Raw genomic sequence first — 25606 nt, 5'->3', positions numbered from 1 at the left:
TGATCGGTACGTGTGGTTTCGGAAGGTTGCGTGGTGGCGAAGAAGCAGATTCCCGTAATAGTCGTCGCAGGCTTTCTCGGTTCGGGAAAGACGACGCTGCTCAACCATCTTCTGCGCAACAACGACGGTGTACGCATCGGCGTGATCGTCAACGACTTCGGCTCCGTCAACATCGACTCGATGATGGTCGCCGGTCAGGTCGATTCGATGGTCTCTCTCAGTAACGGCTGTTTGTGCTGCGCTGTCGACGTCTCGGACATGGACGAGATGCTGAACAAGTTGGCGCACCGGCAATCCGGGATCGACGTCATCGTCATCGAGGCGAGCGGGCTTGCTGAGCCGCGGAACATGATTCGACTCGTCCTCGGAAGTGAGAACCCGTCTGTCGTCTACGGCGGCCTGGTGGTCCTGGTCGACGGAGCCAATTTCTCCACCGTTCGCCGCGAACATCCCGAGCTCGATCAACATGTCCGCCTGGCAGACCTGGTGGTAGTCAACAAGATCGACAGCGTTCCGGTCTCCGAGCGTGAGAGATTCACGGCCGGAATTCGCGAGTTGAATCCGCGAGCGCCGATAGTGGAGACGGCGCATTCACGGATAGACCCTGCTCTGCTGTTCGATTCCGGTGAGGTGACCCCTCCCGCTCCGGGCGATCAACTGAGCCTCGACGAGCTCCTGCGCGAGGGGCACGACGACGATCACGAGGACGGCTCGTGTCACCACGATCACCTGCACCACCGCTACGAATCGGTTGATTTCACGTCGGAGATGCCACTCGATGCCAGGGCTCTGACGCATTTCCTCGAGAATCAACCGCCGGGGGTGTACCGCATCAAAGGATTCGTGAACTTCGAGATTCCGGGTTACACAGGAAAATTCGAGATCCAATCGGTGGGTGATCATGTTCGGATCACGCCGCTGCGGTGGAAGTCGGGCGAACCTCGAACCACGCAACTGGTTGTGATCGGTACCGGGATGGATTCGGGAGTGGTCGGCAGCGCACTCCGCGCCTGCGTGCGCGAGGAAACGGTCGAACCGCACCCCGACGCCATGCTGGGATTGCACCGCTATACCGTCGGGGCGTGAGTGAATCAGATGTATCCGTGTACGAAGCGATTCGGCGACGGCGAGACGTTCGCGCCGAGTTCTCGGGAGAGGTCATCCCCGACGAAACTCTGATGCGCATTCTCGACGCCGCCCATCGCGCGCCGAGCGTGGGAAACACGCAACCGTGGGATTTTGTCGTCGTTCGTAATCCGGAGACGCTCAATACCTTCGCGGCACACGTCGCCGATGCCCGGCTGAAGTTCGCACAGTCTTTGCCCGAGGATCGCCGATCGACGTTCGACCCCATCAAGATCGAGGGAATCGCCGAGAGCGGTACCGGCATCGTCGTCACTTACGACCCGTCACGCGGTGGCCCGAACATCCTCGGCCGTCATACCGTCGACGACACCGGACTGTTCTCGGCGGTACTCGCCATTCAGAATTTGTGGCTCGCCGCAGTGGCCGAGGAGATCGGCATCGGCTGGGTTTCGTTCTACGACGAGAAGTACCTCACCGAACTCATGGGCATTCCGTCGCCCGTACGCCCCATTGCGTGGCTGTGCGTCGGGAAGGTGACTGAGTTTCAACAGGTTCCGGATCTCGAGCGCTTCGGATGGCGACAGCGCCGGCCATTGGCCGACGCTGTCCACTACGAAACCTATTGAGTTGTACCGGGTGGCCTAGCGCGCGGGACGGCCCCCGGTGGAGCCTGCGGTGCGAGCGCCGCCGCCGGTGCGGGGACGGCGAGCGCCGCCGCCTGCATGTTCCTGACGGGCAACTCCGCCGGTGCGAGCACCGCGTGACTGACCGCCCTGTCCGGAGCGAGCCTGACCCGAACGTGCTGCGCCGCCGCGTCCACCCTGGCCGGCGGGACGCTGTCCGCGTCCACCGTTCGGCTGGGCCGGAGCCTTCGGAGCCGGCGTGACGTGCGGTGCGATGTCGCCGACCAACTTGACGACGTGCTCGGAGTTGGCAGTCGAACGAACCGGGGTCACCTTGATGGCTGCCTTACGCATGAGGATCGCGAGATCCTTACGCTGCTCGGGCAGAACCACGGTGACCACGTCGCCGGCGCTGCCTGCGCGAGCGGTGCGACCACTGCGGTGCAGGTACGCCTTGTGCTCGGCCGGCGGATCGACATGGACGACCAACTCGACGTCGTCGACGTGGACGCCGCGCGCTGCGACGTCGGTGGCGACGAGGACGCGCGCTTCACCGGCGGAGAATGCCGCCAGGTTACGGTCGCGAGCGGCCTGAGAGAGGTTGCCGTGCAGGTCCACTGACGGGATGCCCGACTCGGTGAGCTGGCGAGCCAACTTGCGTGCCTGGTGCTTGGTGCGCATGAACAGGATGCGACGACCGGTACCGGAAGCGAGCTTCTCGACCAGAGCCTTCTTGGCTTCGACGCCGTCGACGTCGAACACGTGGTGCGTCATCGCGGCGACGGGGGAGTTGGCCTCGTCGACCGAATGCATGACCTCGTTCTTGAGGAAACGCTTGACGAGCTTGTCGACGCCGTTGTCCAGCGTTGCCGAGAACAGAAGGCGCTGCCCGTCCTGCGGGGTGGACGAGAGGATGCGGGTGACGACGGGCAGGAAGCCGAGGTCGGCCATGTGGTCTGCCTCGTCGAGCACGGTGATCTCGACGGCGTCGAGGCTGACGAATTTCTGCTTCATGAGGTCTTCGAGGCGGCCGGGGCAGGCGACGACGATGTCGACCCCGGCCTTGAGGGCCTGAACCTGGCGGTGCTGCGAGACGCCGCCGAAGATCGTGGTCACGCGCAAGTCGTATGCGGCGGCCAACGGTTCAAGGGTTGCGGTGATCTGGGTGGCGAGCTCACGCGTCGGTGCGAGCACCAGGCCGAGCGGTCGACCCGGACGACGCTTGCCTCCGGACAGTTCGCCGGCGAGGCGGGAGACCATGGGGATGGAGAACGCGAGGGTCTTGCCGCTTCCGGTCTTTCCGCGGCCCAGTACGTCGCGCCCCGAAAGAGTGTCGGGGAGGGTGTCGATCTGGATCGGGAACGGAGAAGTGATTCCGCCGTCTTCGAGAGGTTTCACCAGCGGTGCGCGCACACCGAGGGCTGCGAAGGTGGTAGCGGGCGTAGAGATGTCAGACAAGTGTGTTCAGAGCCTTTCGGGCACGTGTTCGTGCCCGGATGCCGACACGGGAATTAACCGGTCGAACAATCAAGCACAGTGGTGGCGGCGCTGCCGGTCGGCAGGCTTCTTCGCCGTAAGAAGAGCGGGTGCATTGAGCACTCAGCAAGAAAATTTGCGTTCTACGACGCTGGATGCCCGATTTCAGGCACCTAGTGATCGCAACTCTACCTTCTCGGAGCGTTCGACCTACAACCCGACCCATTCGGAGACGCCGTTCGCGAAGTGTTGCCGCTTCCAGATCGGTACCTCGTGCTTGATGCGCTCCACCAGTTCGGCGCACGCGGCGAACGCCTCCGCTCGATGCGGGGCGGCGACGGCGGCGACCAGTGCGAGGTCACCGATCTCGAGGTGACCGACGCGATGGATCGCAGCAACCGGCAGGCCGGTCGAGGCTGCAACCTCTTGGCAGCACGTCTGGAGGAAGCGTTCGGCATCCGGATGCGCTTGGTACTCCAACGCTGAAACTGCTTGACCTCCATCGTGATTGCGCACCGTTCCCGTGAACACCACAACAGCGCCGTTCTTCGGACCGGCAACGGCGGCGTCGACGGTGTCTGCGTGAATCGGTTGCTCGGAGATCCGAGCCAGTAGCTCACTCATCGTGTGCTCCTCCGCCTGCGACCTGCGCGAGCAGGTGATCGATGATGGGTTCGAGGACGGCGAGACCGTCCTTCACTCCACCGGGAGAACCCGGAAGATTGACGATGACCGTCGTACCTGTGAGACCTGCCACACCACGGCTCAGTGACGCGTGCGGGGTCTTCTCGAGGCCCTTGGTTCGGATCGCTTCTGCGACCCCGGGCAACTCACGGGTCAAGACTGCCCGGGTAGCTTCCGGCGTTGCATCCGTGGGGGAAGCACCGGTGCCGCCGGTGCTGATGACAAGCGACGGGGAGCCCTCCTTGGCGTCAGCGATGCCTGCCGCGATGTCTGCGTCGGCGTACACAAGCGGTCCACGCACCTCGAAGTCCCGCTCGCGTAGCCAGGCTGCGATCGTCGGTCCGGTGGTGTCGGGTCTGGTTCCGTTCGCGCCACCGGTCGAAGCGACGAGGACGGTTGCGGATCGTGGCGAGGCGAAGGCGTGCGCCGGAGATGTCTGTGAGTTCTGAGTGTCGCGGGTCCAATGTCCGTGTTTACCACCGTCTTTGGTGAGCAGGCGAACACCGTTCATAGTGGCTCCGGGATCGACCGCTTTGACCATGTCGTGCAAGGTCAGGCCGGCTACCGCGACGGCGGTGAGTGCTTCCATCTCGACGCCGGTCTGTCCGCGAGTCTTTGCCGTCGCTTCGACGGTGATCGAGGTTTCGGTGAACCCGAATTCCACCTTGACCGACGAAAGCGCGAGCTGATGACACAACGGGATCAGCTCGGACGTCTTTTTTGAACCGGCGATTCCGGCAATGCGCGCGGTGGTGAGGACATCGGCCTTGGGCATGCCGTCGGCGCGGACGAGGCGAACTACCTCGGCGGTCGTGACGAGTTCACCGGCAGCGACGGCGATGCGCGTCGTCTCGGCCTTGGCGCTGACGTCGACCATGCGCGCTCGGCCTTCGCTGTCGACGTGTGTCAATTCGGTCATGAGTGTCCTTTGAATCAGATCGAGTGAATCAAATCGAGGAAGTCGAGAGCGGGAGGACATCGACGAGATCGCCCGCTCCGAGTTCGGTCACGGCAGCGGGGACGTCGATCAGGACGTCGGCCCACGCCATTGCTGCAACGAGGTGCGAGCCGGGTCCGGCCACGAGTTCGATACCGTCCGCAGTTCTACGCGCGCGCAGGAACTGGCGCTTGCCATCCACCGAACGCAGCGGTGCAGTAAGTGGCAGCCGTTCGCGCGGGATCTCGGGCAGACCCGCGGCCCGGCGCAGTTCGCCGCGGGCGAAGACCTCGAACGAGACCATCGTGCTGACCGGGTTGCCCGGGAAACTCAGGACCGGCACTTCGTTCACGACTGCAGTGCCTTGCGGGCCACCAGGTTGCATTGCGACGTGGCCGAAGTGTGCACCCAGAGGGGTGAGAGTTTCCTTCACCACCTCGAAGTCGCCCATGGACACCCCACCGGAGGTGAAAACCAGATCGGCGACCGAGGTTGCGTACGAGAGTAATTCGCGGAACTCGGCGGGGTCGTCGCTGCTTCGGGCGACGGAGACGACATCGGCGCCGTTGGCTTCGGCCAATGTTGCCAAAGCTGGGCCGTTGGAATCGTAGATCTCGCCGGGTTCGAGAGTTGTTCCGGCACTTTTCAGTTCGGCGCCCGTCGTAATTATCGCGACCCGTGGCTTCGTGTACGTGTCGAGCGAGGCCAGGCCCACAGCACTCAGCGCGGCGATATGGCGAGGTTCCAAGTGTGTTCCGGCCGTGACCAGTAGCATTCCGGCAGTGATGTCACTGCCACGTTCGCGAACGAATTCGCCTACAGACCTGCCCCGTTCGATGGTGACCACGTGTTCGGTGACGCCCGTGGTGTCCTCGACGGGAACGACGGCGTCGGCACCCTCGGGGAGCGGCGCACCGGTCATGATGCGAAATGCCGATCCTGGAAGGTGTTTCGGTGGTTTTCCGCTTCCAGCGGCGATCACGCCTCGAACCGTCAGTGTGGTCGGAACCGAGGCCACAGAAGCAGCATCGACCGCATATCCGTCCATCTGTGAGTTGCGGAAGAGGGGCAGGTCCACCGGCGATGCGATATCCGAGCAAGTTATGCGCCCCAACGCTTCTGCCGTCGGAACCGCCGACGGAGAGAGGGTGTGCAGGCCGGTGAGCAATCCGGAGATGTGCGCAGCGTGTTCCTCGACCGAACGCGCGCTCATGACAGTAACCTCGACAACCTCGACATGTTTTGATCCTAGGCGGTGTGGTCCGTCCGACACACGGAGTACGGCTTTCGGTCATACTGGAGCAATACGGAAGTTGGTGAAGTGATGACAGTGGTCTCGATGGGAATTCCCACCGTGCGGTTTGACGCTGCCTCCCTCGCCGGTCGTCCCGAGACGGATCTCCTGGTCGACAGGTTCGGGCGTGTTGCCAGAGATCTGCGAGTCTCGATCACCGAGAAGTGTTCACTTCGTTGCACGTATTGCATGCCGGAGGAAGGCTTGCCGGCCATTGCTGCGGAAGACCTTCTGAGTGCCGACGAGATCGTTCGAGTAGTCGGAATCGGTGTCGAACGAGTCGGTATTCGCGAGGTGAGATTCACCGGCGGCGAACCGCTGATGCGTAGTGACCTCGAAAAGATCATCGCGGGGTGCGCCGCGCGCGTGCCAGGAATTCCACTTGCCATGACCACCAACGCCGTTGGGCTCGAACATCGTGCCGCAAAGCTGGCTGCAGCTGGTTTGACCCGCGTCAATGTTTCCCTGGATTCGGTTGATCGCGCGCACTTCGCGGAATTGACGCGTCGAGACAGGTTGCCTTCGGTTCTCGCGGGAATCCGAGCGGCCGCGGTGGCTGGCCTTGCGCCGCTCAAGGTAAATGCCGTTCTCATGCGCGAAACGCTCCATGGCGCGGCGGACCTTTTACAGTGGTGCCTCGACGCCGGAGTCGAATTGCGGTTCATCGAACAAATGCCTCTCGATGCAGACCATGCTTGGGCGCGCGAGAACATGGTGACTGCGGCTGAATTGCTGTCGGTATTGAGTGACCGTTTCGAATTGGCCGCAATCGGTCGCGAAGACCCGTCGGCTCCTGCTGAAGAATGGCGTGTCAACGGGACTGAAATGACGGTGGGGATCATCGCTTCGGTGACGCGCTCGTTCTGCAGTGATTGCGATCGGACGCGAATGACTGCAGAGGGGACAATTCGGTCATGTTTGTTCAGTGACCGTGAAGTTGATCTGCGTGCCGCGCTCAGGGCCGGAGCAAGTGACGACGAACTTGCGGATTTGTGGCGCGGTGCGATGTGGAACAAGTGGGCAGGGCACGGCATCGACGCCGCGGACTTCGTTCCGCCGGAAAGAAGTATGGGAGCGATTGGTGGCTGATCCGCATTCGATCTCGGTTCGTTACTTTGCTGCTGCAGCGGATGTATCCGGTTGCCGTAGCGAGGTAGTCGCCATTTCGCCCGACAACACACTTGCCGAGTTGGTGGCGGTCTTGGTCGGGCGATACGGACCGGAGATGGAGCGAGTGCTGTCGGTCTCGGCTTTCCTCGTCGGTGACGAGTTGACCCGCGACGTCTCTCGAGCCTCCGGTAGCGCTGTCGATATTCTTCCGCCTTTCGCTGGAGGCTAGTCCGAGAATTGCCGGCGTAGCTATTTGTGGGCTGCCGTCGTATTGTCCTTTTTCGGTTTCCCGGTCCAAATATTTATATCTTGATCACTCCAGCTCAAGTGGCATCTATCTCCGTTTTCTCCATTGTTGGTCAATTGTCCAGCATTGGTCGTTTTGTTTAGTTTCTCCTACTTTTGGGGGAGTAAATGCACTTCTAATTGCCCAGGTGAATTGTCATCTGTTTGGATGACAAAAGAAATACCTTCGCTGTTGGTAATTTTCGACATGTGTTAATTTTGGCGCAATTCCACTCGGGATATGTGAAAGGTATTTCAATGTCGATTAATTCCACGCGCCGTGTCGGAGTCGTCGTAGCGCTCCTCGGGGCAGCTGCACTCACCGCTCCGGCAATTGCTACTGCGCTTCCGTCCACCGGTTCTCTCGGCTCTTCTGCGCCGGAAGCCTCGTGCTCGACCCTGTCCACCGAAGCGACGCCGAACGGGTGGGGCATCCCGTTCACCGACGAGAAGGATCAGACCGCGTCGTACTCGGCCGACAACGTTCTCGACAAGGACGGTTCACTGAAGCTGGCCGTCGACGGTACCGGCGATCGTTCGGTTTCCTACCATTCGGCCGGCGGTATCAAGCTGTCCGACGCAGTCAGCAAGGCGATCGGTTTCGCCGAGCGCGCCGCCACGCCGACTGCGGCGTTCCAGCTCCGCCTCACCGGAACCACCGGCGGAAAGTTCGAGAACGGATTCACCACCCTGGTGTGGGTCCCGGGACCGGACGCGACGCCGACGGCTGACGGCGGCGTTCACGCGGATCTCCAGAAGGGCGTGTGGTGGAGCACTCAGAACATCGACGGCGCCAAGGACCGCGTGTCAGTGCCTTTGGCTGACATCGTCGCCGCGAACCCGAAAGCGGTAGTCGACCACTACGGCGTCAGTGTCGGGACCGGTTCCGCTGCCACCTCGACGCTGGTCGATGCGGTGCAGTTCAACGGATGCACCACCAACTTCGCGAAGAAGGATCCGGCTTCGGGAACGGGTTCGCTGGGCGACGTCTTCGGCAGCCTGTTCGGTAGCTAGTCGCTGGTAAGAGTTACTTCCACCAGTCATCCAGGGGTGTGACCGGCACCGTGCGCTTGTGACGAGTGTTGGCGAACATCTTCTCGAGCTTTTCGGCTACCTCGGAGGAAACGTCCTTTCCTTCGAGGTAGTCGTCTATCTGTGAGTACGTGACGCCGAGGGCAACTTCGTCGGGCAGCGCGGGTCGGTCGTCCTCGAGGTCGGCGGTCGGCACCTTGCGCCACGTGCTCTCGGGTGCGCCCAATTCCTGCAGTAGCGCAGCGCCCTGACGTTTGCTCAGGCCGGTGAGCGGCGTGATGTCGACGCCGCCGTCACCGAATTTCGTGAAGAAGCCGGTAATCGCTTCTGCGGCGTGGTCGGTACCGATCACGAGGTAGCCGAGCTGACCGGCAATCGCATACTGAATGACCATTCGTTCGCGCGCCTTGATGTTGCCACGGACGAAGTCGCGTAGTTCGCCGTTCCCCAACGCCTCAGAGGCCTCACGGGCTGTGGCGTCGGCGCCAGGCTTGACGTTGACCGTGAGAGAGCGGTCCGGCTTGATGAAGCCGAGTGCGATCTGAGCATCGGATTCGTCGGCCTGCGCGCCATAGGGGAGTCGAACGGCGACGAACTCGGCCTCGTGGCCTTCTTCACGAAGTTCAGTGACCGCGCGTTGGGCGAGGGCTCCGGCGAGCGTGCTGTCCTGACCGCCGCTGATTCCCAGAACGAACCCTTTGGCGGGGGTCGAGCGCACGTAGTCCTTCAGGAACTGGACTCGCGCGCGAACCTCCGCTGCGGCGTCGATTGTCGGCTTTGTGCCGAGTTCTTCGATGATGCTTTCACGCAGTGTGGCCATGAATGGACTCTAGCGATGTGAGCAGGCGCGTGCAGTGCCACCGTATCCGGGGCGGTACGGTCGCGCACATGAGTGCGAACAACGTTCTGGTGGTCAGTGCGACGAAGTCGGAAGCGGCATACGTGCCGCAAGGATACGAACTGCTGATCACGGGGATTGGAAAGGTCAGTGCTGCAACAGCAGTCGCCTCTGCTCTCGCGCGGTACGAGCGGGAGAATCTGCCGCTGGTCGTCAACATCGGGACCGCCGGTGCGCTGCACGCGCACTACGGTGGCCTCTATGTTCCCGGGGTTGTCATCAATCACGACATCAGCAGCACCGCGATCCGAGCGCTGGGGCACGACGTCGCGGACCGTTTGGTGCTCGCCGGCGGTGACGACTCGGTGTTGGCGACCGGCGACGCATTCATCGCCGACACTGCGACCCGGGACGCTCTCGCTCAGCGAGCCGATCTGGTCGACATGGAGGGGTTTGCCATCGCATTCGCCGCGCAGGCTGCGGGTGCTACCTGCCGACTCGTCAAACATGTCAGCGATCACGCGGACGACTCGGCCTTGGACTGGCCCGCGATGATCGATGCCAGCGCCCGCGAATTGGGGCGCTGGCTGCTCGACAACGTCTGATCGAGCCTGCAGCGTCTGGTCAAGCCTGCGCAGTCAGTATCAATCCGGTGTTGTCGGGCTTGCGCAGGGTCAGTGTGTCGGCGTCGACGGTGTAGCTCACTTCACCGTCGAGTAGCGCCAGGATCTGACGCTCGATGTCCATGTTCTCCTCGGGGCAGGCCATTCGCGTGGTTGCCATCGGCGTGAACGTGACTGTGGTGTCGGATACCTGGGCGCTTCCGGTCATGCGATTGCATCCGGTGGTTCCGCTGACAGAACCGTCTGCGGCAATCGTGAGTTCGGGAGCTGACGTCTCCAGAGCCAGGCTCGTACTGATCGCATCGGGACCGATGAGTGACGTGACGGTCCACGTCGTGCCCTGGAGCGCTCGATCCGGCGTGACGATCTTCTTGTCCTGCAGAGTCACTGTGGCGTCGTCCGATGTCAGGGTGAGGGTGTCGCCGTCGAGGCTCCACGTCGGCGCGGAGGTCAGCAATGTTGTTGTCCAGGCGTCGGATTCGGCGATGCCGGGAGGGCAGCCCATCATGGTCGACGCCATGGTGCCGGTGGTCAGCTTGCCTTCGGTGAACTCGACCGAGCCGTTTGCCGTGTTGCATCCGGCGCTCGCGGACACTCGACCCGCTTGGCTGAAATCGAGAGTCAGCGGGCCGCCGCCGGGAATTTGTGTTCCGTCGACGGAGGTCGAGATGAAGACGCGGCCGGAGGGGTCCGTCTTGTCCTCGGGGGAGTCGGACGAAGCGGAGCAACCGCTTACCGCGGCGATGATCAGGAGGCCGATGACGGCAGCTGCGATGCGCATGGGCTCACATTAAGTGGTGGGACGGATCTGGGGAGTCAACATCGAGTAACGCGCCGGGCAAGGTCTTCCCAGCCGGCGGCCAGGCGCTCGGTGGTCATCCCGAGATCGCGCACCTGATGAAGGACAAGTGACGCTTCGAGCGGTGCCAACAGTGCTGAAGCGAGCAGATCGAGGTCGCCCTCGACGCCGGCTCCTCGAAGAAGTCCGATGACGTGAGCGATGCCGAGTGCTCGTGCCGGACCGCCGAAGCGGTATTCAGGAGCGTTTTCCGCCGCTCGGAGGACTTCGCCCTGTACTTCCACCATGGCGATCCGGGCTCGTCCGAACGCGATGAGGCGCTCGATCGGCGGCGCGCCCGGACCCAACGGTGGGGGGCCGAACATGAATGCCTGCTGCAGTTCTCGCTCGGTGTGATCGAGCAGTGCCTGCATCAGTCCCGATCGATTGCCGAAGCGCCGAAAAACTGTGCCCTTGCCCACACCGGCCCGGCACGCAACGGCATCCATCGTGACCGCGTCGACACCTCGCTCGGCGACGAGGAGGGCTGCGGCGTCGAGCAGAAGTACGCGGTTACGTGCTGCGTCACCGCGCTCGACGGGTACGGCGCCGATCTGGGGGAGGGGGATTGCGCTCACGGGATCAGGTTACAGGGCCGGGGAATGTAAGTGGACCGCGGTCCGTTTAGTTGATATAACTTTCAACCGGAGCCACCAACCGCACCACTCTCGAAGGAATCTCGTTATGTCACAGACCAATGTTCTCGTTCTCGTCGGCAGCCTGCGCGCCGGATCCGTCAATCGCCAGCTTGCCGAGACGGCTGTGTCCGCCGCACCCGAGGGTGCAACGCTGACGGTCTTCGAAGGCCTCGCCGACGTCCCCTTCTACAACGAAGACATCGACGTCGAGGGTGCTTCCATTCCCGCTGTCGACGCACTGCGCGCCGCTGCGAGCGACGCTGACGCGTTCCTGCTCGTCACCCCCGAATACAACGGCACCATCCCCGCAGTTCTGAAGAACGCCATCGACTGGATCTCGCGTCCGTACGGTGTCGGTGCCGTCAAGGACAAGGCCGTCGCAGTCATCAGCGCTTCGCCCAGTGGCAACGGCGCCAAGTGGGCACACGAAGACACCACCAAGGCAGTCCGCATCGCCGGCGGCAAGGTCGTCGAGGACACCGCACTGAGCATCGGTGGAACCGGCGCACTGTTCGGTGAGCTGCACCCGCGTGAGAACGCAGAGGTGCTCGCTCAGGTCTCCAAGGTCGTCTCCGACCTCGTCGACGCCAGCAAGCAGCTCGTCAACGCGTAATCCGTTTCACGAGCGAGGGCCATGCCGGAAGGTATGGCCCTCACTCGTATGCGATTCGCGCCCGTATGTGCGCTAGAGCCCTTCGCGTTCCATAGCGTCGTCGACGGCGTCGCGAACCGCTTCGAAATCCTTGCCGGCCATCATCGCTTCGCCCATCGCGGCGTCGATACGGTCGGCGACGACGGCGTACCGACGCTCCCAGTTCTCCTTGTCCTCCCGCCAGTAACCCATCACGTGCATGCGGGGTGCCGGGATTTCCCATGTTCGACGCAGATGGGCGCGGATGCGTCTGGCGGTCGCGGCCTCGACTGCGCACCAGATGTAGCCCTCGCCGGGAGGCAGGGGAATGGCGGCCAATTCGGCGAGTAGTGAGTCTGCTTCGTCGATCCATCGGTAGTGAGCGTCGGCGCGCGTCGTGAACGTCTGCTGTTCGCTCGGCGCGGGCACCTGTGCAATGACGTGGATCGGTAGATCGTCGGGTGCTTCTTCCAAGATCCGCCCGATCGCAGGCAGCGCGGCGTGATCGGCGACGAGTAGCAGCCAGTCGCACTCTGCTGGCGGCTTGAACCACCCGCTCGCAGTCGAAAGATGGACGGTCTCGCCCGGTTGCGCATTCTCGGCCCAGAGCGCAGCTCCGCCGTGGCCGTGGAGAACGAAGTCGATCTCCAGTTCGTTCTTCGAGGGCTGCCAGCGCCGGACCGTGTAACTACGGGCGTGAGGGGGGTCGAGGGGGAATCTGACGAGCACCCGTTCGTCGGGGCTCCCGCTCGTCTCGAAGTCGCTCAGGCCCGCACCGCCGAAGGTGATTCTGCGCATCTTAGGTGTCACCTGCTGCGTTCTCGTCACGGTTGCCTGGTGGCGCGGAGCCTCGTCCTTCGGGGGTGTTTCCACGACGCTCATGGTAGGTCCGAGTAGTGGTTTTCAGATGCTGTCGGGCCTGCGGCCGAAATGTGACGGGCGACACGCCGACGCGCCGGAAGATGTGTGCGCTGAACTGGGGCTACCTGGGAATTTCAACGATGTGACTCACAACATCTCGCGTTATGTGTTTCTGTCGGCCACTAGGTGTAGTGTCTTGAGCACTGAGAGACCACAACGCGGAACGCCTCGAGCGAGACTCCGGCAATCGGTCGAATCGGTGCTGAACATCACTACATCGGCCTTTGTTGGCTAAGCGAAAGAGGGACTCTCATGAGCATCACCGTCTACACCAAGCCCGCTTGCGTTCAGTGCAATGCCACCTACCGCGCCCTCGACAAGGCCGGTCTCGAATACAACATCATCGACATCACCGAGGATGCCGAAGCCCGCGACTACGTCATGGCTCTCGGGTACCTCCAGGCGCCCATCGTGGTTGCCGGTGAAGATCACTGGTCGGGTTTCCGTCCCGATCGCATCAAGACCCTGACCGTCGCTGCTTGAAGCGCCGCAGTGTCGGCGGTGGACACCTCCGCCGACACATCTGAGTAGTTCCGGGCACCGTACAAGAAAATGGTGACAACCGATGACTTCGCTGGTCTATTTTTCCAGCGTGTCGGAGAACACCCACCGATTCGTTCAACGTCTCGGCCTGCCTGCGACACGTATACCTATCCATGACCGTGACGGCTCATTTCGTGTAGACGAGCCCTATGTGCTGATTCTGCCCACCTATGGTGGCGGGGTCACCGTGACAGGGCGCGACACCAGTTATGTGCCGAAGCCGGTCATTCGTTTTTTGAACAATCCACACAACAGGTCGTTGATCAGAGCAGTGATCGCGGCGGGAAACACCAATTTCGGTGAGTCCTTTTGCTATGCAGGAAACATCATTTCCCAGAAATGCCACGTTCCTTTTCTGTACCGGTTCGAACTCATGGGCACTGCCGAGGATGTCGACCGAGTACGAGAAGGCTTGGGGGAGTTCTGGAATCATCTCGAAACAGAGAAGGAGCACGGGCAGTGGCGCCAACCATCACTGACACGATCGCGGCAGGAAGCGTAGAGCGTGATGCACGCGGCGGCGATTCCACCAACGGTCTCGACTACCACGCACTCAATGCCATGCTCAACCTGTACGGCGCCAACGGTGAGATCCAGTTCGAGATGGATGTCGCTGCAGCCCGTCAGTACTTCTTGCAGCACGTCAACCAGAACACCGTGTTCTTCCACAACCTCGACGAGAAGCTGGACTACCTCGTCGAGGAAAACTATTACGAGCCCGAGGTTCTCGATCAGTACTCACGTACTTTCGTGAAGTTCCTGATCGATCACGCGTACGCCAAGAAGTTCCGCTTCCCGACGTTCCTGGGTGCATTCAAGTACTACACCTCCTACACGCTCAAGACCTTCGACGGTAAGCGCTACCTCGAGCGTTTCGAAGATCGTGTCTGCATGGTTGCGCTCACCCTGGCCGCAGGCAACGAAGACCTGGCCGTCGAACTCGTCGACGAGATCATCGCCGGACGCTTCCAGCCCGCCACCCCGACGTTCCTGAACTCGGGCAAGAAGCAGCGCGGTGAGCCCGTGTCCTGCTTCCTGCTTCGTATCGAAGACAACATGGAGTCCATCGGCCGCTCCATCAACTCGGCACTGCAGCTGTCCAAGCGCGGTGGCGGAGTTGCCTTGCTGCTCACCAATGTTCGTGAGCACGGCGCCCCGATCAAGAAGATCGAGAACCAGAGTTCGGGTGTCATCCCGATCATGAAGCTTCTCGAGGACTCGTTCTCCTACGCCAACCAGTTGGGTGCGCGTCAGGGCGCCGGCGCCGTGTACCTCCATGCGCACCACCCCGACATCTACCGCTTCCTCGACACCAAGCGTGAGAACGCCGACGAGAAGATCCGCATCAAGACGCTCTCTCTCGGCGTCGTGATCCCGGACATCACTTTCGAACTGGCGAAGAAGAACGAGGACATGTACCTGTTCTCGCCGTACGACGTCGAGCGCATCTACGGAGTTCCGTTCTCCGACATCAACGTCTCCGAGAAGTACTACGAGATGGTCGACGACAAGCGAATTCGCAAGTCCAAGATCAAGGCTCGCGAGTTCTTCCAGACCGTCGCCGAATTGCAGTTCGAATCGGGCTACCCCTACATCATGTTCGAGGACACGGTGAACCGGGCAAACCCGATCGAAGGCAAGATCACTCACTCGAACCTGTGCTCGGAGATCCTGCAGGTTTCGACGCCTTCACTGTTCAACGACGACCTGTCCTACTCGAAGGTCGGCAAGGACATCTCCTGCAACCTGGGTTCGCTGAACATCGCGAAGACCATGGACTCGCCCGACTTCGCCAAGACCATCGAAGTGTCGATCCGCGGATTGACGGCAGTGTCCGACCAGACGCACATCTACTCGGTGCCGTCGATCGAGCAGGGCAACAACGACTCTCACGCCATCGGCCTCGGTCAGATGAACCTGCACGGATACCTCGCTCGTGAGCGGATCTTCTACGGCAGCGAAGAAGGCATCGACTTCACGAACATCTACTTCTACACCGTGCTGTTCCACGCACTGCGTGCGTCGAACAAGATCGCCATCGAGCGCGGCTCGTACTTCAAGGGTTTCCCGGAGTCGAAGTACGCCTCGGGTGAATTCTTCGACAAGTACACCGACCAGGTCTGGGAGCCTGCAACCGACAAGGTTCGCGGACTCTTCGCCGATGCGAAGCTGCACATCCCCACCCAGGACGACTGGCGTGAGCTGAAGGCTTCGGTTCAGAAGCACGGTATCTACAACCAGAACCTTCAGGCCGTCCCGCCGACCGGCTCGATCTCGTACATCAACTACTCCACCAGCTCTATCCACCCGGTGGCGTCGAAGATCGAGATCCGCAAGGAAGGCAAGATCGGTCGCGTCTACTACCCGGCGCCCTACCTGACCAACGACAACCTGGAGTACTACCAGGATGCCTACGAAATCGGGTACGAGAAGATCGTCGACACCTATGCTGCCGCAACGCAACACGTCGACCAGGGCCTGTCGCTGACGCTGTTCTTCAAGGACACCGCCACCACCCGCGACATCAACAAGGCGCAGATCTACGCGTGGCGTAAGGGCATCAAGACGCTGTACTACATCCGTCTGCGTCAGATGGCACTCGAAGGCACCGAGGTCGAGGGCTGCGTTTCCTGCATGCTGTAAAGGGCTCTGCCCCGTGCGCCTTTTCGGTAGTGGTTACTACCGAAAAGGCGCACAGGGGTATCAGGCCGGCGGACGGCCTGGACCGTGCATCTTGCCGGCATTCTTCGGCATTCGACCGTGCTCGGTGAGTGCGCGCCGAAGAAGAAACTCGATCTGGGCGTTGGTACTTCGGAGATCGTCGGCGGCCCAGCGGGCAAGCGCGTCGTGCACCGCTGGGTCCAACCGAAGCAGGATCTTCTTACGCTCCGATCTCGGAGCTGGATCCGTGGCCATGTGGCCTTTCCTTTACTGGTAGAGCGAACCGGTGTTCAGCACCGGTTGTGCGTCGCGGTCGCCGCACAGCACGACCAGAAGGTTACTGATCATCGTGGCCTTGCGTTCCTCGTCGAGTTCGACGACGTGCTTTTCCTCGAGTTGCTTGAGTGCCATGTCGACCATGGACACCGCACCTTCGACGATTTGCTTGCGGGCGGCGATCACTGCACCCGCTTGCTGGCGCCGAAGCATTGCGCTGGCGATCTCGGGTGCATACGAGAGCCTGTTGATGCGTGTCTCGATAACTTCGACACCCGCCGCACGCACGCGGGCGTGAACCTCCTCCGACAAGGTGGTGGTGATGATATCGGCGTTCTCGCGCAACGAGACTCGGCCTTCGGCGTCGTACGGGTAGCTGCCGGCGATATGGCGGACGGCCGCCTCGGTCTGCACCGAGACGAACTCCTCGTAGTCGTCCACCTGGAATGAAGCGAGCGCTGTGTCGGCAACTTGCCAGACGACCACCGCCGAGATCTCGATGGGATTTCCGTCGGCGTCGTTCACTTTCGCCTGACCGGTCTCGTGGTTTCGGATGCGCGTCGAGATCGATCGACGGACAGTCAGCGGATTTGTCCATCGCAGGCCCGGCGTGCGCAGGGTGCCGCTGTACGAGCTTCCCAGGAGTTGAAGGACTCGGGCTTGATTCGGTTGCACCAAGGTCAGGCCCATCAGCAGGGGGAGTGACGCGATGAACAGCACCACACCGACCGGAATCAGGGCGAAGAGTCCCAGAACTCCGCCAACGACGGACAGCGCGATTCCGGCCAGGAAGAGAAGGACGCCGCCGAGGAGCATCCAGCTGCCGGACAGGTCCCAGCCTGGGCGTTCGGCGATCGTTGTGGTGGCGACTCCGGTCGGTTTCTCGGCCACGGTGGGTGTGCTGGTCATGCGAGACTCGCTTTCCATCGGTAAGTGATATTTAATTGATATCACATTTTTTGTGCTCGCGGAGGGGCGCGTGCGACACATGTTGTTGTGTTGGCATCGCGGACCCGACACAACGGGTAGTGTTCAGGCAAGCCAACATTCGGCAGTATCTCTCTCGCTAGGTAGGAATTATGGTCAAGCTGGTCAGTCGCGTTTCCGCCATCAACTGGAATCGCGTCCAGGACGAGAAGGACGCCGAGGTATGGGATCGCCTCGTCAGCAATTTCTGGCTGCCCGAAAAGGTGCCGGTCTCCAACGACATCCCGTCCTGGGGAACGCTGACCGCGCAGGAGCAGCAGCTCACCATGCGCGTCTTCACGGGCCTGACGCTGCTCGACACCATCCAGGGAACGGTCGGCGCCGTCAGCCTCATCCCGGACGCGATCACTCCCCACGAAGAAGCGGTGTACACCAACATCGCCTTCATGGAATCGGTGCACGCGAAGAGTTACAGCTCGATCTTCTCGACGCTGTGCTCCACCCCGGACATCGACGACGCGTTCCGCTGGTCGGAGGAGAACCCCAACCTGCAGCGCAAGGCGCAGATCGTTCTCGACTACTACAACGGCGAGTCGCCGCTCAAGCGCAAGGTCGCCTCGACGCTCCTCGAGAGCTTCCTCTTCTACTCCGGCTTCTACCTGCCGATGTACTGGTCCTCGCGAGCCAAGCTCACCAACACCGCAGACCTCATCCGCCTCATCATCCGCGACGAGGCCGTGCACGGGTACTACATCGGCTACAAGTACCAGAAGGGCCTCGAACAGCTCACCGAGGCCGAGCGTGAAGAGCTCAAGAACTACACGTTCGAGCTGCTCTTCGAGCTCTACGAGAACGAGGTCGACTACACGCAGGACCTCTACGACGGCGTCGGCCTGACCGAGGATGTCAAGAAGTTCCTGCGCTACAACGCCAACAAGGCGCTCAACAATCTCGGCTACGAAGGCCTCTTCCCGAAGGACGAGACGGACGTCAATCCGGCTATCCTGTCGGCACTTTCACCGAATGCGGACGAGAATCACGACTTCTTCTCCGGCTCGGGAAGCTCCTACGTCATCGGCAAAGCCGTCAACACCGAAGACGACGACTGGGATTTCTAGAGCGACCCGCTCGGGATTTCTAGAGCGACCTATATACCGAAGCCCGACTCCTGCACACGCGGGAATCGGGCTTCGGTCGTCGATGGGGGAGTGGGTCAGCGCAGAAACCACGCTTCCGGCTTGTCCAGCAATGCTTTTGCGAGGCGCAGACGCGAGGTTTCCGTCATGTCCGAAGGCAATTCGCTCGGCGCGAACCACGCGACCTCGAGGTTTTCGTCGTCCGCCACGTGTGCATCTCCGCCGGTCCACCTGGCCAGGAAGCAGACGTCGAGGTACTGGGTCACGTCACCATTGGGGTACGTAATGGGTTCTGTGACATCGACACTCGTGATCCGAATCAATTCGGCGTCGACGCCGGTTTCTTCCTTCGCCTCCCGCACCGCCGCCGCCGACGGTTCCTCTCCGGGCTCGAGAACGCCGGACACGACGGCCCACTGACCGTTGTCAGCGCGGCGGGTGAGCAGGACCCGGCCGTCGTCGTCGCGGATCACGACGCTCACGCCGGACAGCCAGAGCGGCGCATGACCGACCTTCTCGCGCAAAGCGACAATGAATTCCGGGATCGGCATGATCAGAACCCGACCGTCACAGTTGTGGCGAGCCGCCTCGAATGTGGGAGTAGTGGTTCGTTCCGGTCAGCTCGCATATCCGTTCAAGGTTCCCTTCAAGTCCGCCAATACGGCACGGGCGGCAGTCATCCCGTTTCCGTTCCAGATTTCGTCTTCAGCGACGAACACACGCCGGTCGGTGGCGGCGGCGAGGTCCTGCCACTGGTCGCTCTTCATGATCTCGGTGCCGTAGGTACGACCGTTCGGCCCGTCGAAGAGTACGTAGATCAAGTCACCTTCGGCGGCGCTGAGATCGTCGGCCGGAATCGGTGCTGTGGTCGCATCGGTCAATCGCTGCGCCGGTGGGCGCCGGACGCCGACGTCGCTGAGAATTTGTCCGGCGAAGGATGCGGGACCCTCGATCTGCAGGTCCTTCGAACCGAACCGAACCACTGATGCCTGCGTCTGTGATGCATTCAATGCGTCGCCGAGCTGCACGACGTCCTGCTGGTAGCGGTCCAGCTCCGTCGCAGCCGCGGACGAACGGCCAAGTGCCTGGCCGGCGAGGGCGAACTGCGCTTTCCAGTACACGGGATCCGAGCCGGCGAACACGGTGGGGGCAATGGCGTCGAGTTGCCCGTACAAACCGTCGGACGCCGGACTGGACCCGAGAATCAAGTCCGGCGCGGCGGCCTTCACGGCGTTGACGTCGGGTGCGCTCACGGGGCCGACGCTCGGAATCTCCGAGATGCCGAAACCGAGGTACGACGGTTGAGGCGAGTCGACACCGGTTGCGGCGCCCACTACCCGCTCCCACAGACCGAGGGCGCACACGGCGTCCATCGAGACACTGTCGAGGACCACGATCCGTTGGGGATCGGAAGGAACCTCGGTTTCACCCGCAGTGTGTACGACTCGACGCTTCACCCCGGGGCCCGCTCCCGGGTCGGCTTGCGTCGGCGTCGGGCACGCGGTGGCGGTGTCGCGTTCGATGCCCATCACGCCGGCACCGGCGATCGACGTAGTGGTCCGGACGATGGTGCTCGCGGGATCATCCGACGAGTCGGACGAGCAACCACCGAGGACGAGCATCGTGGCGGCGATCCCCAGGATCGAGACACGACGAATGGACGTGCGGGCGGTCGTGCGTGAGAGAACAGACGTGCGTGAGAGAACAGACAAGTCGACGGCTTCCTGTGTGAGCGGGCGCCGTTCAGGTTAGCTGTTCGACTCAGCTGTTCTGCTTGTCCACCTCGAACGTGTCCGAGAGGTCGTCGAGGATCATGTGGGCGCCCTGGATGCTGACCGGCGACATCCAACGTGAATCGTCCACGTCGACCTTGCGTCCTCGAAGGGTCTGCCACAGCGGGCTCTCGAGGAACGGCTTCGCGGCTTCGGCGCTCTTGCCCTCGGCGTCCTGCCAGGTGCTGATGAAGATGACGTCCGCGTCGGCTTCGTTGATCAGCTCGGGGCTGATCTTCATCATGATGTTTCCGGCATCGGCGGGGTCAGGTCCCTGGTTGTCCGGGCGCTTCAATCCGGCGTCCTGGAGGACGATGCCGCTGAACGAGGTGGTGCGGTAGAGGCGTGCCGTCGGTTCACCGGCGAATCGGACTACCGAGATGACCGGGTTGTTCGCCTTCTCGTTGATTTCCTTGCCGACGATGGCTGCGCGGGTTTCGTACTCGGTGATCTTCGCCTCGGCCAGTGACTCCTTGCCCAGCGCTTGACCGACCAGGCGGATGTTGTCCTTCCACGTCGGGCCGGTCGTCTGAGTGAAGACGGTGGGTGCGATTGCGGACAGTTGTTCGTAGTTCTTCCCGTCGCGGACCTCGGCGGAGATGATGAGGTCTGGCTGCAGTGCGGCGATCTTCTCGAGGCTTGCACTGCTGACCGTGCCGACCGAGACGGCGTCCGCGGCGAATTCCTCCCGCGAGGATCCGAGGTAGTCGGGCAGACCGGGCTCGCGGTAGTCGACGTAGCCGACGAGCGGGGATTCGAGGAGAAGGACGGCGTCGGTGAAGCTGTTGTCGAGCGCGACGATCCGCTGGGGTGCGGCCGGGATTTCGGTGCTTCCGCGGAAGTGCTCGACGGTGCGGGGGAATGCGCCCGACTCGGTCGAGGTGGTGGTTGCAGCGGGCTCGTCGTTACTCGAGCAGGCTGGAACGACCAAGGCGATCGAGGCTGCGACGGCTACCAGCGCGGCGCGGCGGGGAAAGAATTTCACTGAATACTCCTGAGGTGAGTTAGGCGAGGGTGACCTTATCAGTGGAGGAGTTGGCCGAAAACGGACACCGACCGAATTCTTCGACGCGCACGACACGCCGATTCGGAAGTGGGTTCGGACTCCCGGGGGAACATAAACCGCAGGTCGTTCGTTCGGTGCCGTGAAAAACGGATGCTCGAGTACGACGCAGAGTAGGACCGGGTCGCGGTGCCTCGGAGTCACGGTCTACGATTCGATGAGCGCAAGCCAGAAGCCGTTGTCCGCAGCCCGGGCGACGGACCCTGCGGGCGCAACCAAGGGCTCTTTGACGGAGTCTGCGGAGCGACCAAAGGCACATTCAGGAGGATCAGTGACTGCCGTAGCGCCCCAGCCAGTCCCCACGATAGCGCCGGCCAGGCCTTACCCGCCGCGGCAGGGACCCAAGGGCTCATTCATTTTCAAGATGATCACGACCACCGATCCCAAGGTGCTCGGAATCATGTACTTGGCGACTTCCATCGCCTTCTTCCTCATCGGTGGCCTCATGGCACTGATGATGCGTGCCGAACTTGCTGTACCCGGCATGCAGTTCCTTTCCAACGAACAGTTCAACCAGCTGTTCACCATGCACGGCACGATCATGCTGCTGCTGTACGCGACCCCGATCGTCTTCGGCTTCGCGAACTACATTCTTCCGCTCCAGATCGGTGCACCCGACGTCGCGTTCCCGCGTCTGAACGCGTTCAGCTACTGGCTGTACCTGTTCGGCGCGATCATCACGACGGCCGGATTCGTCACGCCCGGTGGCGCAGCAGACTTCGGTTGGACGGCATACACGCCGCTGACCAGCGCGCTGCACAGCCCCGGCGTCGGCGCCGACCTGTGGGTCTTGGGTCTGGCTGTCGCCGGCCTCGGCACCATCCTCGGTGGCGTCAACATGGTCACCACCGTGATTTGCCTGCGCGCACCCGGTATGACCATGTTCCGCATGCCGATCTTCACCTGGAACATCTTCATCACCAGCATCCTGATCCTGCTGGCGTTCCCGCTGCTGACCGCTGCATTCATGGGCCTGTTCGTCGACCGCCATCTCGGCGGGCACATCTTCGACCCGGCAACGGGCGGTGTGCTCCTGTGGCAGCACCTGTTCTGGTTCTTCGGTCACCCCGAGGTGTACATCATCGCGCTGCCGTTCTTCGGCATCGTCTCGGAGATCTTCCCGGTCTTCAGCCGTAAGCCGATCTTCGGCTACAGCGGCCTGGTGTACGCAACGTTGGCCATCGCCGCTCTGTCGATCGCTGTGTGGGCTCACCACATGTATGCGACCGGCGCTGTTCTCCTGCCGTACTTCTCGTTCATGACATTCCTGATCGCTGTGCCGACAGGTGTGAAGATCTTCAACTGGATCGGAACGATGTGGAAGGGGCAATTGACCTTCGAATCACCGATGCTGTTCTCGATCGGCTTCCTGATCACCTTCCTCTTCGGTGGTCTGTCGGGCGTCATCCTCGCGAGCCCGCCGCTCGACTTCCACGTCACGGACAGCTACTTCGTCGTCGCCCACTTCCACTACGTGGTCTTCGGTACGGTCGTGTTCGCCACGTACGCCGGTATCTACTTCTGGTTCCCGAAGATGACCGGCCGCATGATGGACGAGCGCCTCGGCAAGTGGCACTTCTGGACCACGTTCGTCGGCTTCCACGGCACGTTCCTCGTCCAGCACTGGCTCGGTGCCGAAGGTATGCCGCGTCGTTACGCCGACTACCTGCCCTCGGACGGGTTCACGGTGCTGAACTCGGTGTCCACGATCTTCGCCTTCGTACTCGGTGCCTCGACGCTCCCGTTCATCTGGAACGTCTTCAAGAGTTACCGCTACGGCGAAGTGGTCACCGTCGACGATCCGTGGGGCTACGGAAACTCGCTGGAGTGGGCGACAACCTGCCCGCCGCCGCGTCACAACTTCACCGAGTTGCCGCGCATCCGCAGCGAGCGTCCGGCCTTCGAGCTGCACTACCCGCACATGGTGGAGCGAATGCGCGCAGAAGCGCACGTCGGCCCCGGTCACGGTGGGAAGAACGCCAGCACCGTGCTCGAAGATGCTCGTCACGAGCCGCTCACAGTCGGGGACGAAGGCGACCCCGGCACCGACAGCCGCTCCTGAGCGAAGTAACACACTGAAGTAATCAGCGAAGGCCCCGCCCGAGTAACGGGTGGGGCCTTTCGCTTGGCACAATAGTGACGATCAAGACGCGAACGAAGAAACGATCGGAGTTTTCGGTGGGTGCCTCTGACACCACTGTTCTGGTGACTGTGACCGGGCCGGACCGCCCTGGCGTCACCTCGGTACTGTTCGCGGCGCTGTCGCGGCACGATGTGCGTCTGCTCGACGTGGAGCAGGTGGTGATTCGAGGTCGACTGACACTCGGCGTCATGGTGGCCTGCCCGAACGATCCCGAAGCCCTTCAGGAAGAGCTCGAACAGGCGATGGCGACGGTCGGAATGAACGTCGACATCGAAATCGGTGCCGATCCAGGTCGACCTGCAGTGTCCACTCACGCGGTCGTTGTTCTCGGCAGCCCCGTCAATGCCCGCGCAATGCGCTCGGTGGCACGCGAACTCGCGAAGCAGGGCGCCAACATCGACTCCATCCGTGGTGTCGCCGACTATCCGGTCACCGGCCTCGAACTCAGCGTCAGCGCAGCCGATACTGTCGACGGCGACGCGAAGCTGCGTACCGGACTCGCCGAGGTCGCCGCTCTCGAAAACGTCGACATCGCAGTCGAGCGCGCAGGACTGGCTCGCCGGGCCAAGCGTCTGATCGTGTTCGACGTGGACTCGACGCTCGTACAGGGCGAGGTCATCGAGATGCTCGCCGCGAAGGCCGGCGTCGAGGACGAGGTCCGCGCCGTCACCGAAGCTGCGATGCGCGGCGAGATCGACTTCACCGAATCACTGCACCAGCGTGTGGCGACACTCGCCGGTCTCGACGCCTCCGTCATCGACGAGGTGGCAGAGAGCATCGAACTGACGCCGGGTGCGCGCACCACGATTCGCACCCTGCGCCGCCTCGGATTCCACTGCGGCGTGGTGTCCGGCGGTTTCCGCCAGGTCATCGAAGGCCTCGCACACGAACTCGAACTGGACTTCGTGCACGCCAACACCCTCGAGATCGTCGACGGCAAGCTGACCGGACGTGTGATCGGTGAAATCGTCGACCGCGCTGCGAAGGCCGTCGCGTTGCGCAAGTTCGCCGATCAGGTCGGTGTGCCGATGGAACAGACCGTCGCCGTCGGTGACGGTGCCAACGACATCGACATGCTCAACGCCGCGGGACTGGGTGTGGCGTTCAACGCCAAGCCCGCGTTGCGGGAGGTCGCGGACGCGGCTTTGTCGCATCCCTTCCTCGATGCTGTGCTGTTCATTCTCGGTGTGACCCGCGACGAGGTCGAGGCTGCGGACGCCGTCGACGGTGGCGTACGACGCGTACCGATTCCATGAGTTCCGATCCAGCAGTCAGTTCCGATCCAGCAGTCAGTTCCGATCCAGCAGTGAAGTCCGGCCCCGATTCTCGCTGGAGCGAGCGCCACGCGGTGTTGGCCGCTGGGTACGGTGGGCGAGACGATCCCGCGGATCCGGCACTGGTGTTGGCGATGCCGATCATTCTCCACATCCCGAAGGCAGACCCGCCGAAGCGCACTGCACTGCTCGAGGCTGCCGCAACGGCGGCAGTGGCGCTGTGCCTGGACGAACGCGTCGGGTTCACCGAAGACGGGGAGCCCGGCCCGTGGCACGAGGACTATTCGGCGTGGGTGGGTGCCCGGATCCGGAAAGTGTCTCGCCGAGCGCGTGGAGCCCAGTGGCTCGCCGCGCAAGAGGTACCGGGAATCACCGTCGACGTGGATGGCGCCCAGGCGCGGGCTCTGGTTCCCGGGCCGGTCGGAGAACTGGACCCGCGAATCAAGAAGTTGCAGATCGGTGGCACCGACCTGGAGCACGACGAGCCTGGCCAGCCCGAGCCCGGTCTTCCGGTGCTGTGGATCGACTCGGAGCTCGAGATGACGGTAGGCAAGGCGTCGGCACAGGTAGGGCATGCCTCGATGTTGTTGGCAGCGGCCATGTCCGAGAAACAGTGCTGGGTATGGGCGCAGAACGACTTTCGCTGCTCGGTACGCGACGCAAGTCCGAAACAGTGGGCCGAGGCAGTAGACCGATTGAAGCGGTCGGAGGCTGTCGCGGTTCGTGATGCGGGCTTCACGGAAGTGGCACCAGGCTCCATGACAGTCATTGCGGTTCCTTAGAGACCTAACCGAC

At 62.3% G+C, this 25606-nt stretch carries 27 protein-coding genes; 14 read left to right on the top strand and 13 right to left on the bottom strand.

Going from position 1 to position 25606, the window contains the following annotated elements; genetic code table 11:
- Positions 1 to 33: 33 nt before the first annotated feature.
- Together CPI83_RS17900 and bluB are read left to right on the top strand one after the other, a co-directional pair.
- A complete protein-coding gene (locus CPI83_RS17900) occupies positions 34 to 1086 on the top strand; it encodes a GTP-binding protein (RefSeq protein ID WP_029255081.1) in 1053 nt (350 codons plus the stop codon).
- The gene (gene bluB / locus CPI83_RS17895; protein WP_019747874.1) at positions 1083 to 1712 is read left to right on the top strand and encodes a 5,6-dimethylbenzimidazole synthase; all 630 of its coding nucleotides are present in this window, start codon (positions 1083 to 1085) and stop codon (positions 1710 to 1712) included. Before CPI83_RS17900 ends, bluB begins: the two co-directional genes overlap by 4 nt.
- A gap of 15 nt (positions 1713 to 1727) precedes the next feature.
- Here bluB and CPI83_RS17890 read toward each other — a convergent pair whose 3' ends face one another.
- From CPI83_RS17890 to glp, 4 genes are all read right to left on the bottom strand, one after another.
- Positions 1728 to 3167: a DEAD/DEAH box helicase gene (locus CPI83_RS17890; RefSeq protein WP_097387517.1), complete on the bottom strand. Its 1440-nt coding sequence runs from the start codon at positions 3165 to 3167 to the stop codon at positions 1728 to 1730.
- A gap of 228 nt (positions 3168 to 3395) precedes the next feature.
- Positions 3396 to 3809: a molybdenum cofactor biosynthesis protein MoaE gene (locus CPI83_RS17885; RefSeq protein WP_007731311.1), complete on the bottom strand. Its 414-nt coding sequence runs from the start codon at positions 3807 to 3809 to the stop codon at positions 3396 to 3398.
- Complete coding sequence (moaCB, locus tag CPI83_RS17880) at positions 3802 to 4788, bottom strand: bifunctional molybdenum cofactor biosynthesis protein MoaC/MoaB (RefSeq protein ID WP_046378366.1); 987 nt, start codon at positions 4786 to 4788, stop codon at positions 3802 to 3804. The genes CPI83_RS17885 and moaCB overlap by 8 nt, the downstream gene beginning before the upstream one ends.
- A gap of 28 nt (positions 4789 to 4816) precedes the next feature.
- Positions 4817 to 6019, bottom strand: a complete 1203-nt coding sequence (gene glp, locus CPI83_RS17875) for a gephyrin-like molybdotransferase Glp (protein ID WP_019747877.1) — start codon at positions 6017 to 6019, stop codon at positions 4817 to 4819.
- Positions 6020 to 6130: 111 nt separating this feature from the next.
- Here glp and moaA point away from each other — a divergent pair, with 111 nt between their 5' ends.
- The 3 genes from moaA (at position 6131) to CPI83_RS17860 (ending at position 8509) form a co-directional block, all read left to right on the top strand.
- The gene (moaA, locus tag CPI83_RS17870) at positions 6131 to 7189 is read left to right on the top strand and encodes a GTP 3',8-cyclase MoaA (RefSeq protein WP_020969279.1); all 1059 of its coding nucleotides are present in this window, start codon (positions 6131 to 6133) and stop codon (positions 7187 to 7189) included.
- Complete coding sequence (locus CPI83_RS17865; protein ID WP_003944706.1) at positions 7182 to 7439, top strand: MoaD/ThiS family protein; 258 nt, start codon at positions 7182 to 7184, stop codon at positions 7437 to 7439. The genes moaA and CPI83_RS17865 overlap by 8 nt, the downstream gene beginning before the upstream one ends.
- A gap of 314 nt (positions 7440 to 7753) precedes the next feature.
- Positions 7754 to 8509, top strand: coding sequence for a hypothetical protein (locus tag CPI83_RS17860; protein ID WP_020969281.1), 756 nt, complete (start codon positions 7754 to 7756; stop codon positions 8507 to 8509).
- Between the two features lie 13 nt (positions 8510 to 8522).
- On the opposite strand, the gene nadE is transcribed toward CPI83_RS17860, so the two are convergent.
- A complete protein-coding gene (nadE, locus tag CPI83_RS17855) occupies positions 8523 to 9347 on the bottom strand; it encodes an ammonia-dependent NAD(+) synthetase (protein ID WP_042951470.1) in 825 nt (274 codons plus the stop codon).
- Positions 9348 to 9415: 68 nt separating this feature from the next.
- Between nadE and CPI83_RS17850 the strand changes: the two genes are divergently transcribed.
- The gene (locus CPI83_RS17850; RefSeq protein WP_069146074.1) at positions 9416 to 9970 is read left to right on the top strand and encodes a nucleosidase; all 555 of its coding nucleotides are present in this window, start codon (positions 9416 to 9418) and stop codon (positions 9968 to 9970) included.
- Between the two features lie 19 nt (positions 9971 to 9989).
- Here the strand turns inward: CPI83_RS17850 and CPI83_RS17845 are convergent, their stop codons facing one another.
- Entirely contained in the window at positions 9990 to 10769 is a 780-nt protein-coding gene (locus tag CPI83_RS17845) for an META domain-containing protein (protein WP_069145928.1), read from the bottom strand.
- 35 nt (positions 10770 to 10804) lie between these two features.
- Positions 10805 to 11404: a TetR/AcrR family transcriptional regulator gene (locus tag CPI83_RS17840; RefSeq protein ID WP_019747883.1), complete on the bottom strand. Its 600-nt coding sequence runs from the start codon at positions 11402 to 11404 to the stop codon at positions 10805 to 10807.
- Positions 11405 to 11510: 106 nt separating this feature from the next.
- On the opposite strand from CPI83_RS17840, the gene CPI83_RS17835 reads away from it, so the two are divergent.
- Positions 11511 to 12077, top strand: a complete 567-nt coding sequence (locus tag CPI83_RS17835) for an NAD(P)H-dependent oxidoreductase (protein WP_019747884.1) — start codon at positions 11511 to 11513, stop codon at positions 12075 to 12077.
- 72 nt (positions 12078 to 12149) lie between these two features.
- Here the strand turns inward: CPI83_RS17835 and CPI83_RS17830 are convergent, their stop codons facing one another.
- Positions 12150 to 12977: a siderophore-interacting protein gene (locus CPI83_RS17830; RefSeq protein WP_092763656.1), complete on the bottom strand. Its 828-nt coding sequence runs from the start codon at positions 12975 to 12977 to the stop codon at positions 12150 to 12152.
- A gap of 291 nt (positions 12978 to 13268) precedes the next feature.
- Here CPI83_RS17830 and nrdH point away from each other — a divergent pair, with 291 nt between their 5' ends.
- The 3 genes from nrdH to nrdE all read left to right on the top strand — a co-directional run bounded on the left by nrdH (position 13269) and on the right by nrdE (position 16202).
- Positions 13269 to 13499 (top strand): glutaredoxin-like protein NrdH, encoded by a 231-nt coding sequence (gene nrdH / locus CPI83_RS17825; protein WP_019747886.1) that lies wholly within the window; start codon positions 13269 to 13271, stop codon positions 13497 to 13499.
- A gap of 82 nt (positions 13500 to 13581) precedes the next feature.
- Positions 13582 to 14061 carry a class Ib ribonucleoside-diphosphate reductase assembly flavoprotein NrdI gene (nrdI, locus tag CPI83_RS17820; RefSeq protein ID WP_003944767.1) on the top strand — a complete coding sequence of 160 codons (480 nt, stop codon included), beginning with the start codon at positions 13582 to 13584 and terminating at the stop codon, positions 14059 to 14061.
- Between the two features lie 59 nt (positions 14062 to 14120).
- On the top strand, positions 14121 to 16202 hold the full coding sequence (nrdE, locus tag CPI83_RS17815) for a class 1b ribonucleoside-diphosphate reductase subunit alpha (protein ID WP_228118113.1): 2082 nt from the start codon (positions 14121 to 14123) through the stop codon (positions 16200 to 16202).
- Positions 16203 to 16262: 60 nt separating this feature from the next.
- On the opposite strand, the gene CPI83_RS17810 is transcribed toward nrdE, so the two are convergent.
- Both CPI83_RS17810 and CPI83_RS17805 read right to left on the bottom strand, forming a co-directional pair.
- On the bottom strand, positions 16263 to 16475 hold the full coding sequence (locus CPI83_RS17810) for a hypothetical protein (RefSeq protein WP_003944723.1): 213 nt from the start codon (positions 16473 to 16475) through the stop codon (positions 16263 to 16265).
- 12 nt (positions 16476 to 16487) lie between these two features.
- Positions 16488 to 17405 (bottom strand): SPFH domain-containing protein, encoded by a 918-nt coding sequence (locus CPI83_RS17805; protein WP_003944699.1) that lies wholly within the window; start codon positions 17403 to 17405, stop codon positions 16488 to 16490.
- 170 nt (positions 17406 to 17575) lie between these two features.
- On the opposite strand from CPI83_RS17805, the gene nrdF reads away from it, so the two are divergent.
- Positions 17576 to 18541 carry a class 1b ribonucleoside-diphosphate reductase subunit beta gene (gene nrdF, locus CPI83_RS17800; RefSeq protein WP_003944744.1) on the top strand — a complete coding sequence of 322 codons (966 nt, stop codon included), beginning with the start codon at positions 17576 to 17578 and terminating at the stop codon, positions 18539 to 18541.
- Positions 18542 to 18636: 95 nt separating this feature from the next.
- Here the strand turns inward: nrdF and CPI83_RS17795 are convergent, their stop codons facing one another.
- The 3 genes from CPI83_RS17795 to CPI83_RS17785 all read right to left on the bottom strand — a co-directional run bounded on the left by CPI83_RS17795 (position 18637) and on the right by CPI83_RS17785 (position 21316).
- Positions 18637 to 19110: an NUDIX domain-containing protein gene (locus CPI83_RS17795; protein WP_019747889.1), complete on the bottom strand. Its 474-nt coding sequence runs from the start codon at positions 19108 to 19110 to the stop codon at positions 18637 to 18639.
- A gap of 66 nt (positions 19111 to 19176) precedes the next feature.
- Positions 19177 to 20271 (bottom strand): iron-siderophore ABC transporter substrate-binding protein, encoded by a 1095-nt coding sequence (locus CPI83_RS17790; protein WP_020969287.1) that lies wholly within the window; start codon positions 20269 to 20271, stop codon positions 19177 to 19179.
- Positions 20272 to 20320: 49 nt separating this feature from the next.
- On the bottom strand, positions 20321 to 21316 hold the full coding sequence (locus CPI83_RS17785; protein ID WP_097387516.1) for an iron-siderophore ABC transporter substrate-binding protein: 996 nt from the start codon (positions 21314 to 21316) through the stop codon (positions 20321 to 20323).
- A 349-nt stretch (positions 21317 to 21665) separates the two neighbouring features.
- Here CPI83_RS17785 and ctaD point away from each other — a divergent pair, with 349 nt between their 5' ends.
- The 3 genes from ctaD to CPI83_RS17770 all read left to right on the top strand — a co-directional run bounded on the left by ctaD (position 21666) and on the right by CPI83_RS17770 (position 25593).
- Positions 21666 to 23456 (top strand): cytochrome c oxidase subunit I, encoded by a 1791-nt coding sequence (gene ctaD, locus CPI83_RS17780; RefSeq protein WP_020907234.1) that lies wholly within the window; start codon positions 21666 to 21668, stop codon positions 23454 to 23456.
- A 116-nt stretch (positions 23457 to 23572) separates the two neighbouring features.
- Entirely contained in the window at positions 23573 to 24793 is a 1221-nt protein-coding gene (gene serB / locus CPI83_RS17775; RefSeq protein ID WP_020969288.1) for a phosphoserine phosphatase SerB, read from the top strand.
- Positions 24790 to 25593 carry a peptidyl-tRNA hydrolase gene (locus CPI83_RS17770; protein WP_097387515.1) on the top strand — a complete coding sequence of 268 codons (804 nt, stop codon included), beginning with the start codon at positions 24790 to 24792 and terminating at the stop codon, positions 25591 to 25593. Before serB ends, CPI83_RS17770 begins: the two co-directional genes overlap by 4 nt.
- The last annotated feature ends 13 nt before the right edge of the window (positions 25594 to 25606 follow it).

The sequence above is a fragment of the Rhodococcus sp. H-CA8f genome, assembly GCF_002501585.1.
Taxonomy (GTDB): Bacteria; Actinomycetota; Actinomycetes; order Mycobacteriales; family Mycobacteriaceae; genus Rhodococcus_F; species Rhodococcus_F erythropolis.
This window is presented reverse-complemented; position numbering and strand designations above follow the sequence as displayed.

Excerpts from the sequence above, each read along its gene's own strand:
- moaCB (WP_046378366.1), bottom strand. The coding sequence starts at position 4,788 with ATGACCGAATTGACACACGTCGACAGCGAAGGCCGAGCGCGCATGGTC.
- CPI83_RS17835 (WP_019747884.1), top strand. The coding sequence starts at position 11,511 with ATGTCACAGACCAATGTTCTCGTTCTCGTCGGCAGCCTGCGCGCCGGA.
- CPI83_RS17860 (WP_020969281.1), top strand. The coding sequence starts at position 7,754 with ATGTCGATTAATTCCACGCGCCGTGTCGGAGTCGTCGTAGCGCTCCTC.
- nadE (WP_042951470.1), bottom strand. The coding sequence starts at position 9,347 with ATGGCCACACTGCGTGAAAGCATCATCGAAGAACTCGGCACAAAGCCG.
- CPI83_RS17885 (WP_007731311.1), bottom strand. The coding sequence starts at position 3,809 with ATGAGTGAGCTACTGGCTCGGATCTCCGAGCAACCGATTCACGCAGAC.
- CPI83_RS17810 (WP_003944723.1), bottom strand. The coding sequence starts at position 16,475 with ATGGCCACGGATCCAGCTCCGAGATCGGAGCGTAAGAAGATCCTGCTT.
- glp (WP_019747877.1), bottom strand. The coding sequence starts at position 6,019 with ATGAGCGCGCGTTCGGTCGAGGAACACGCTGCGCACATCTCCGGATTG.
- nrdI (WP_003944767.1), top strand. The coding sequence starts at position 13,582 with ATGACTTCGCTGGTCTATTTTTCCAGCGTGTCGGAGAACACCCACCGA.
- CPI83_RS17795 (WP_019747889.1), bottom strand. The coding sequence starts at position 19,110 with ATGCCGATCCCGGAATTCATTGTCGCTTTGCGCGAGAAGGTCGGTCAT.
- CPI83_RS17770 (WP_097387515.1), top strand. The coding sequence starts at position 24,790 with ATGAGTTCCGATCCAGCAGTCAGTTCCGATCCAGCAGTCAGTTCCGAT.
- nrdE (WP_228118113.1), top strand. The coding sequence starts at position 14,121 with ATGCTCAACCTGTACGGCGCCAACGGTGAGATCCAGTTCGAGATGGAT.
- nrdF (WP_003944744.1), top strand. The coding sequence starts at position 17,576 with ATGGTCAAGCTGGTCAGTCGCGTTTCCGCCATCAACTGGAATCGCGTC.
- CPI83_RS17830 (WP_092763656.1), bottom strand. The coding sequence starts at position 12,977 with ATGAGCGTCGTGGAAACACCCCCGAAGGACGAGGCTCCGCGCCACCAG.
- nrdH (WP_019747886.1), top strand. The coding sequence starts at position 13,269 with ATGAGCATCACCGTCTACACCAAGCCCGCTTGCGTTCAGTGCAATGCC.
- CPI83_RS17845 (WP_069145928.1), bottom strand. The coding sequence starts at position 10,769 with ATGCGCATCGCAGCTGCCGTCATCGGCCTCCTGATCATCGCCGCGGTA.
- CPI83_RS17805 (WP_003944699.1), bottom strand. The coding sequence starts at position 17,405 with ATGACCAGCACACCCACCGTGGCCGAGAAACCGACCGGAGTCGCCACC.
- CPI83_RS17850 (WP_069146074.1), top strand. The coding sequence starts at position 9,416 with ATGAGTGCGAACAACGTTCTGGTGGTCAGTGCGACGAAGTCGGAAGCG.
- moaA (WP_020969279.1), top strand. The coding sequence starts at position 6,131 with ATGACAGTGGTCTCGATGGGAATTCCCACCGTGCGGTTTGACGCTGCC.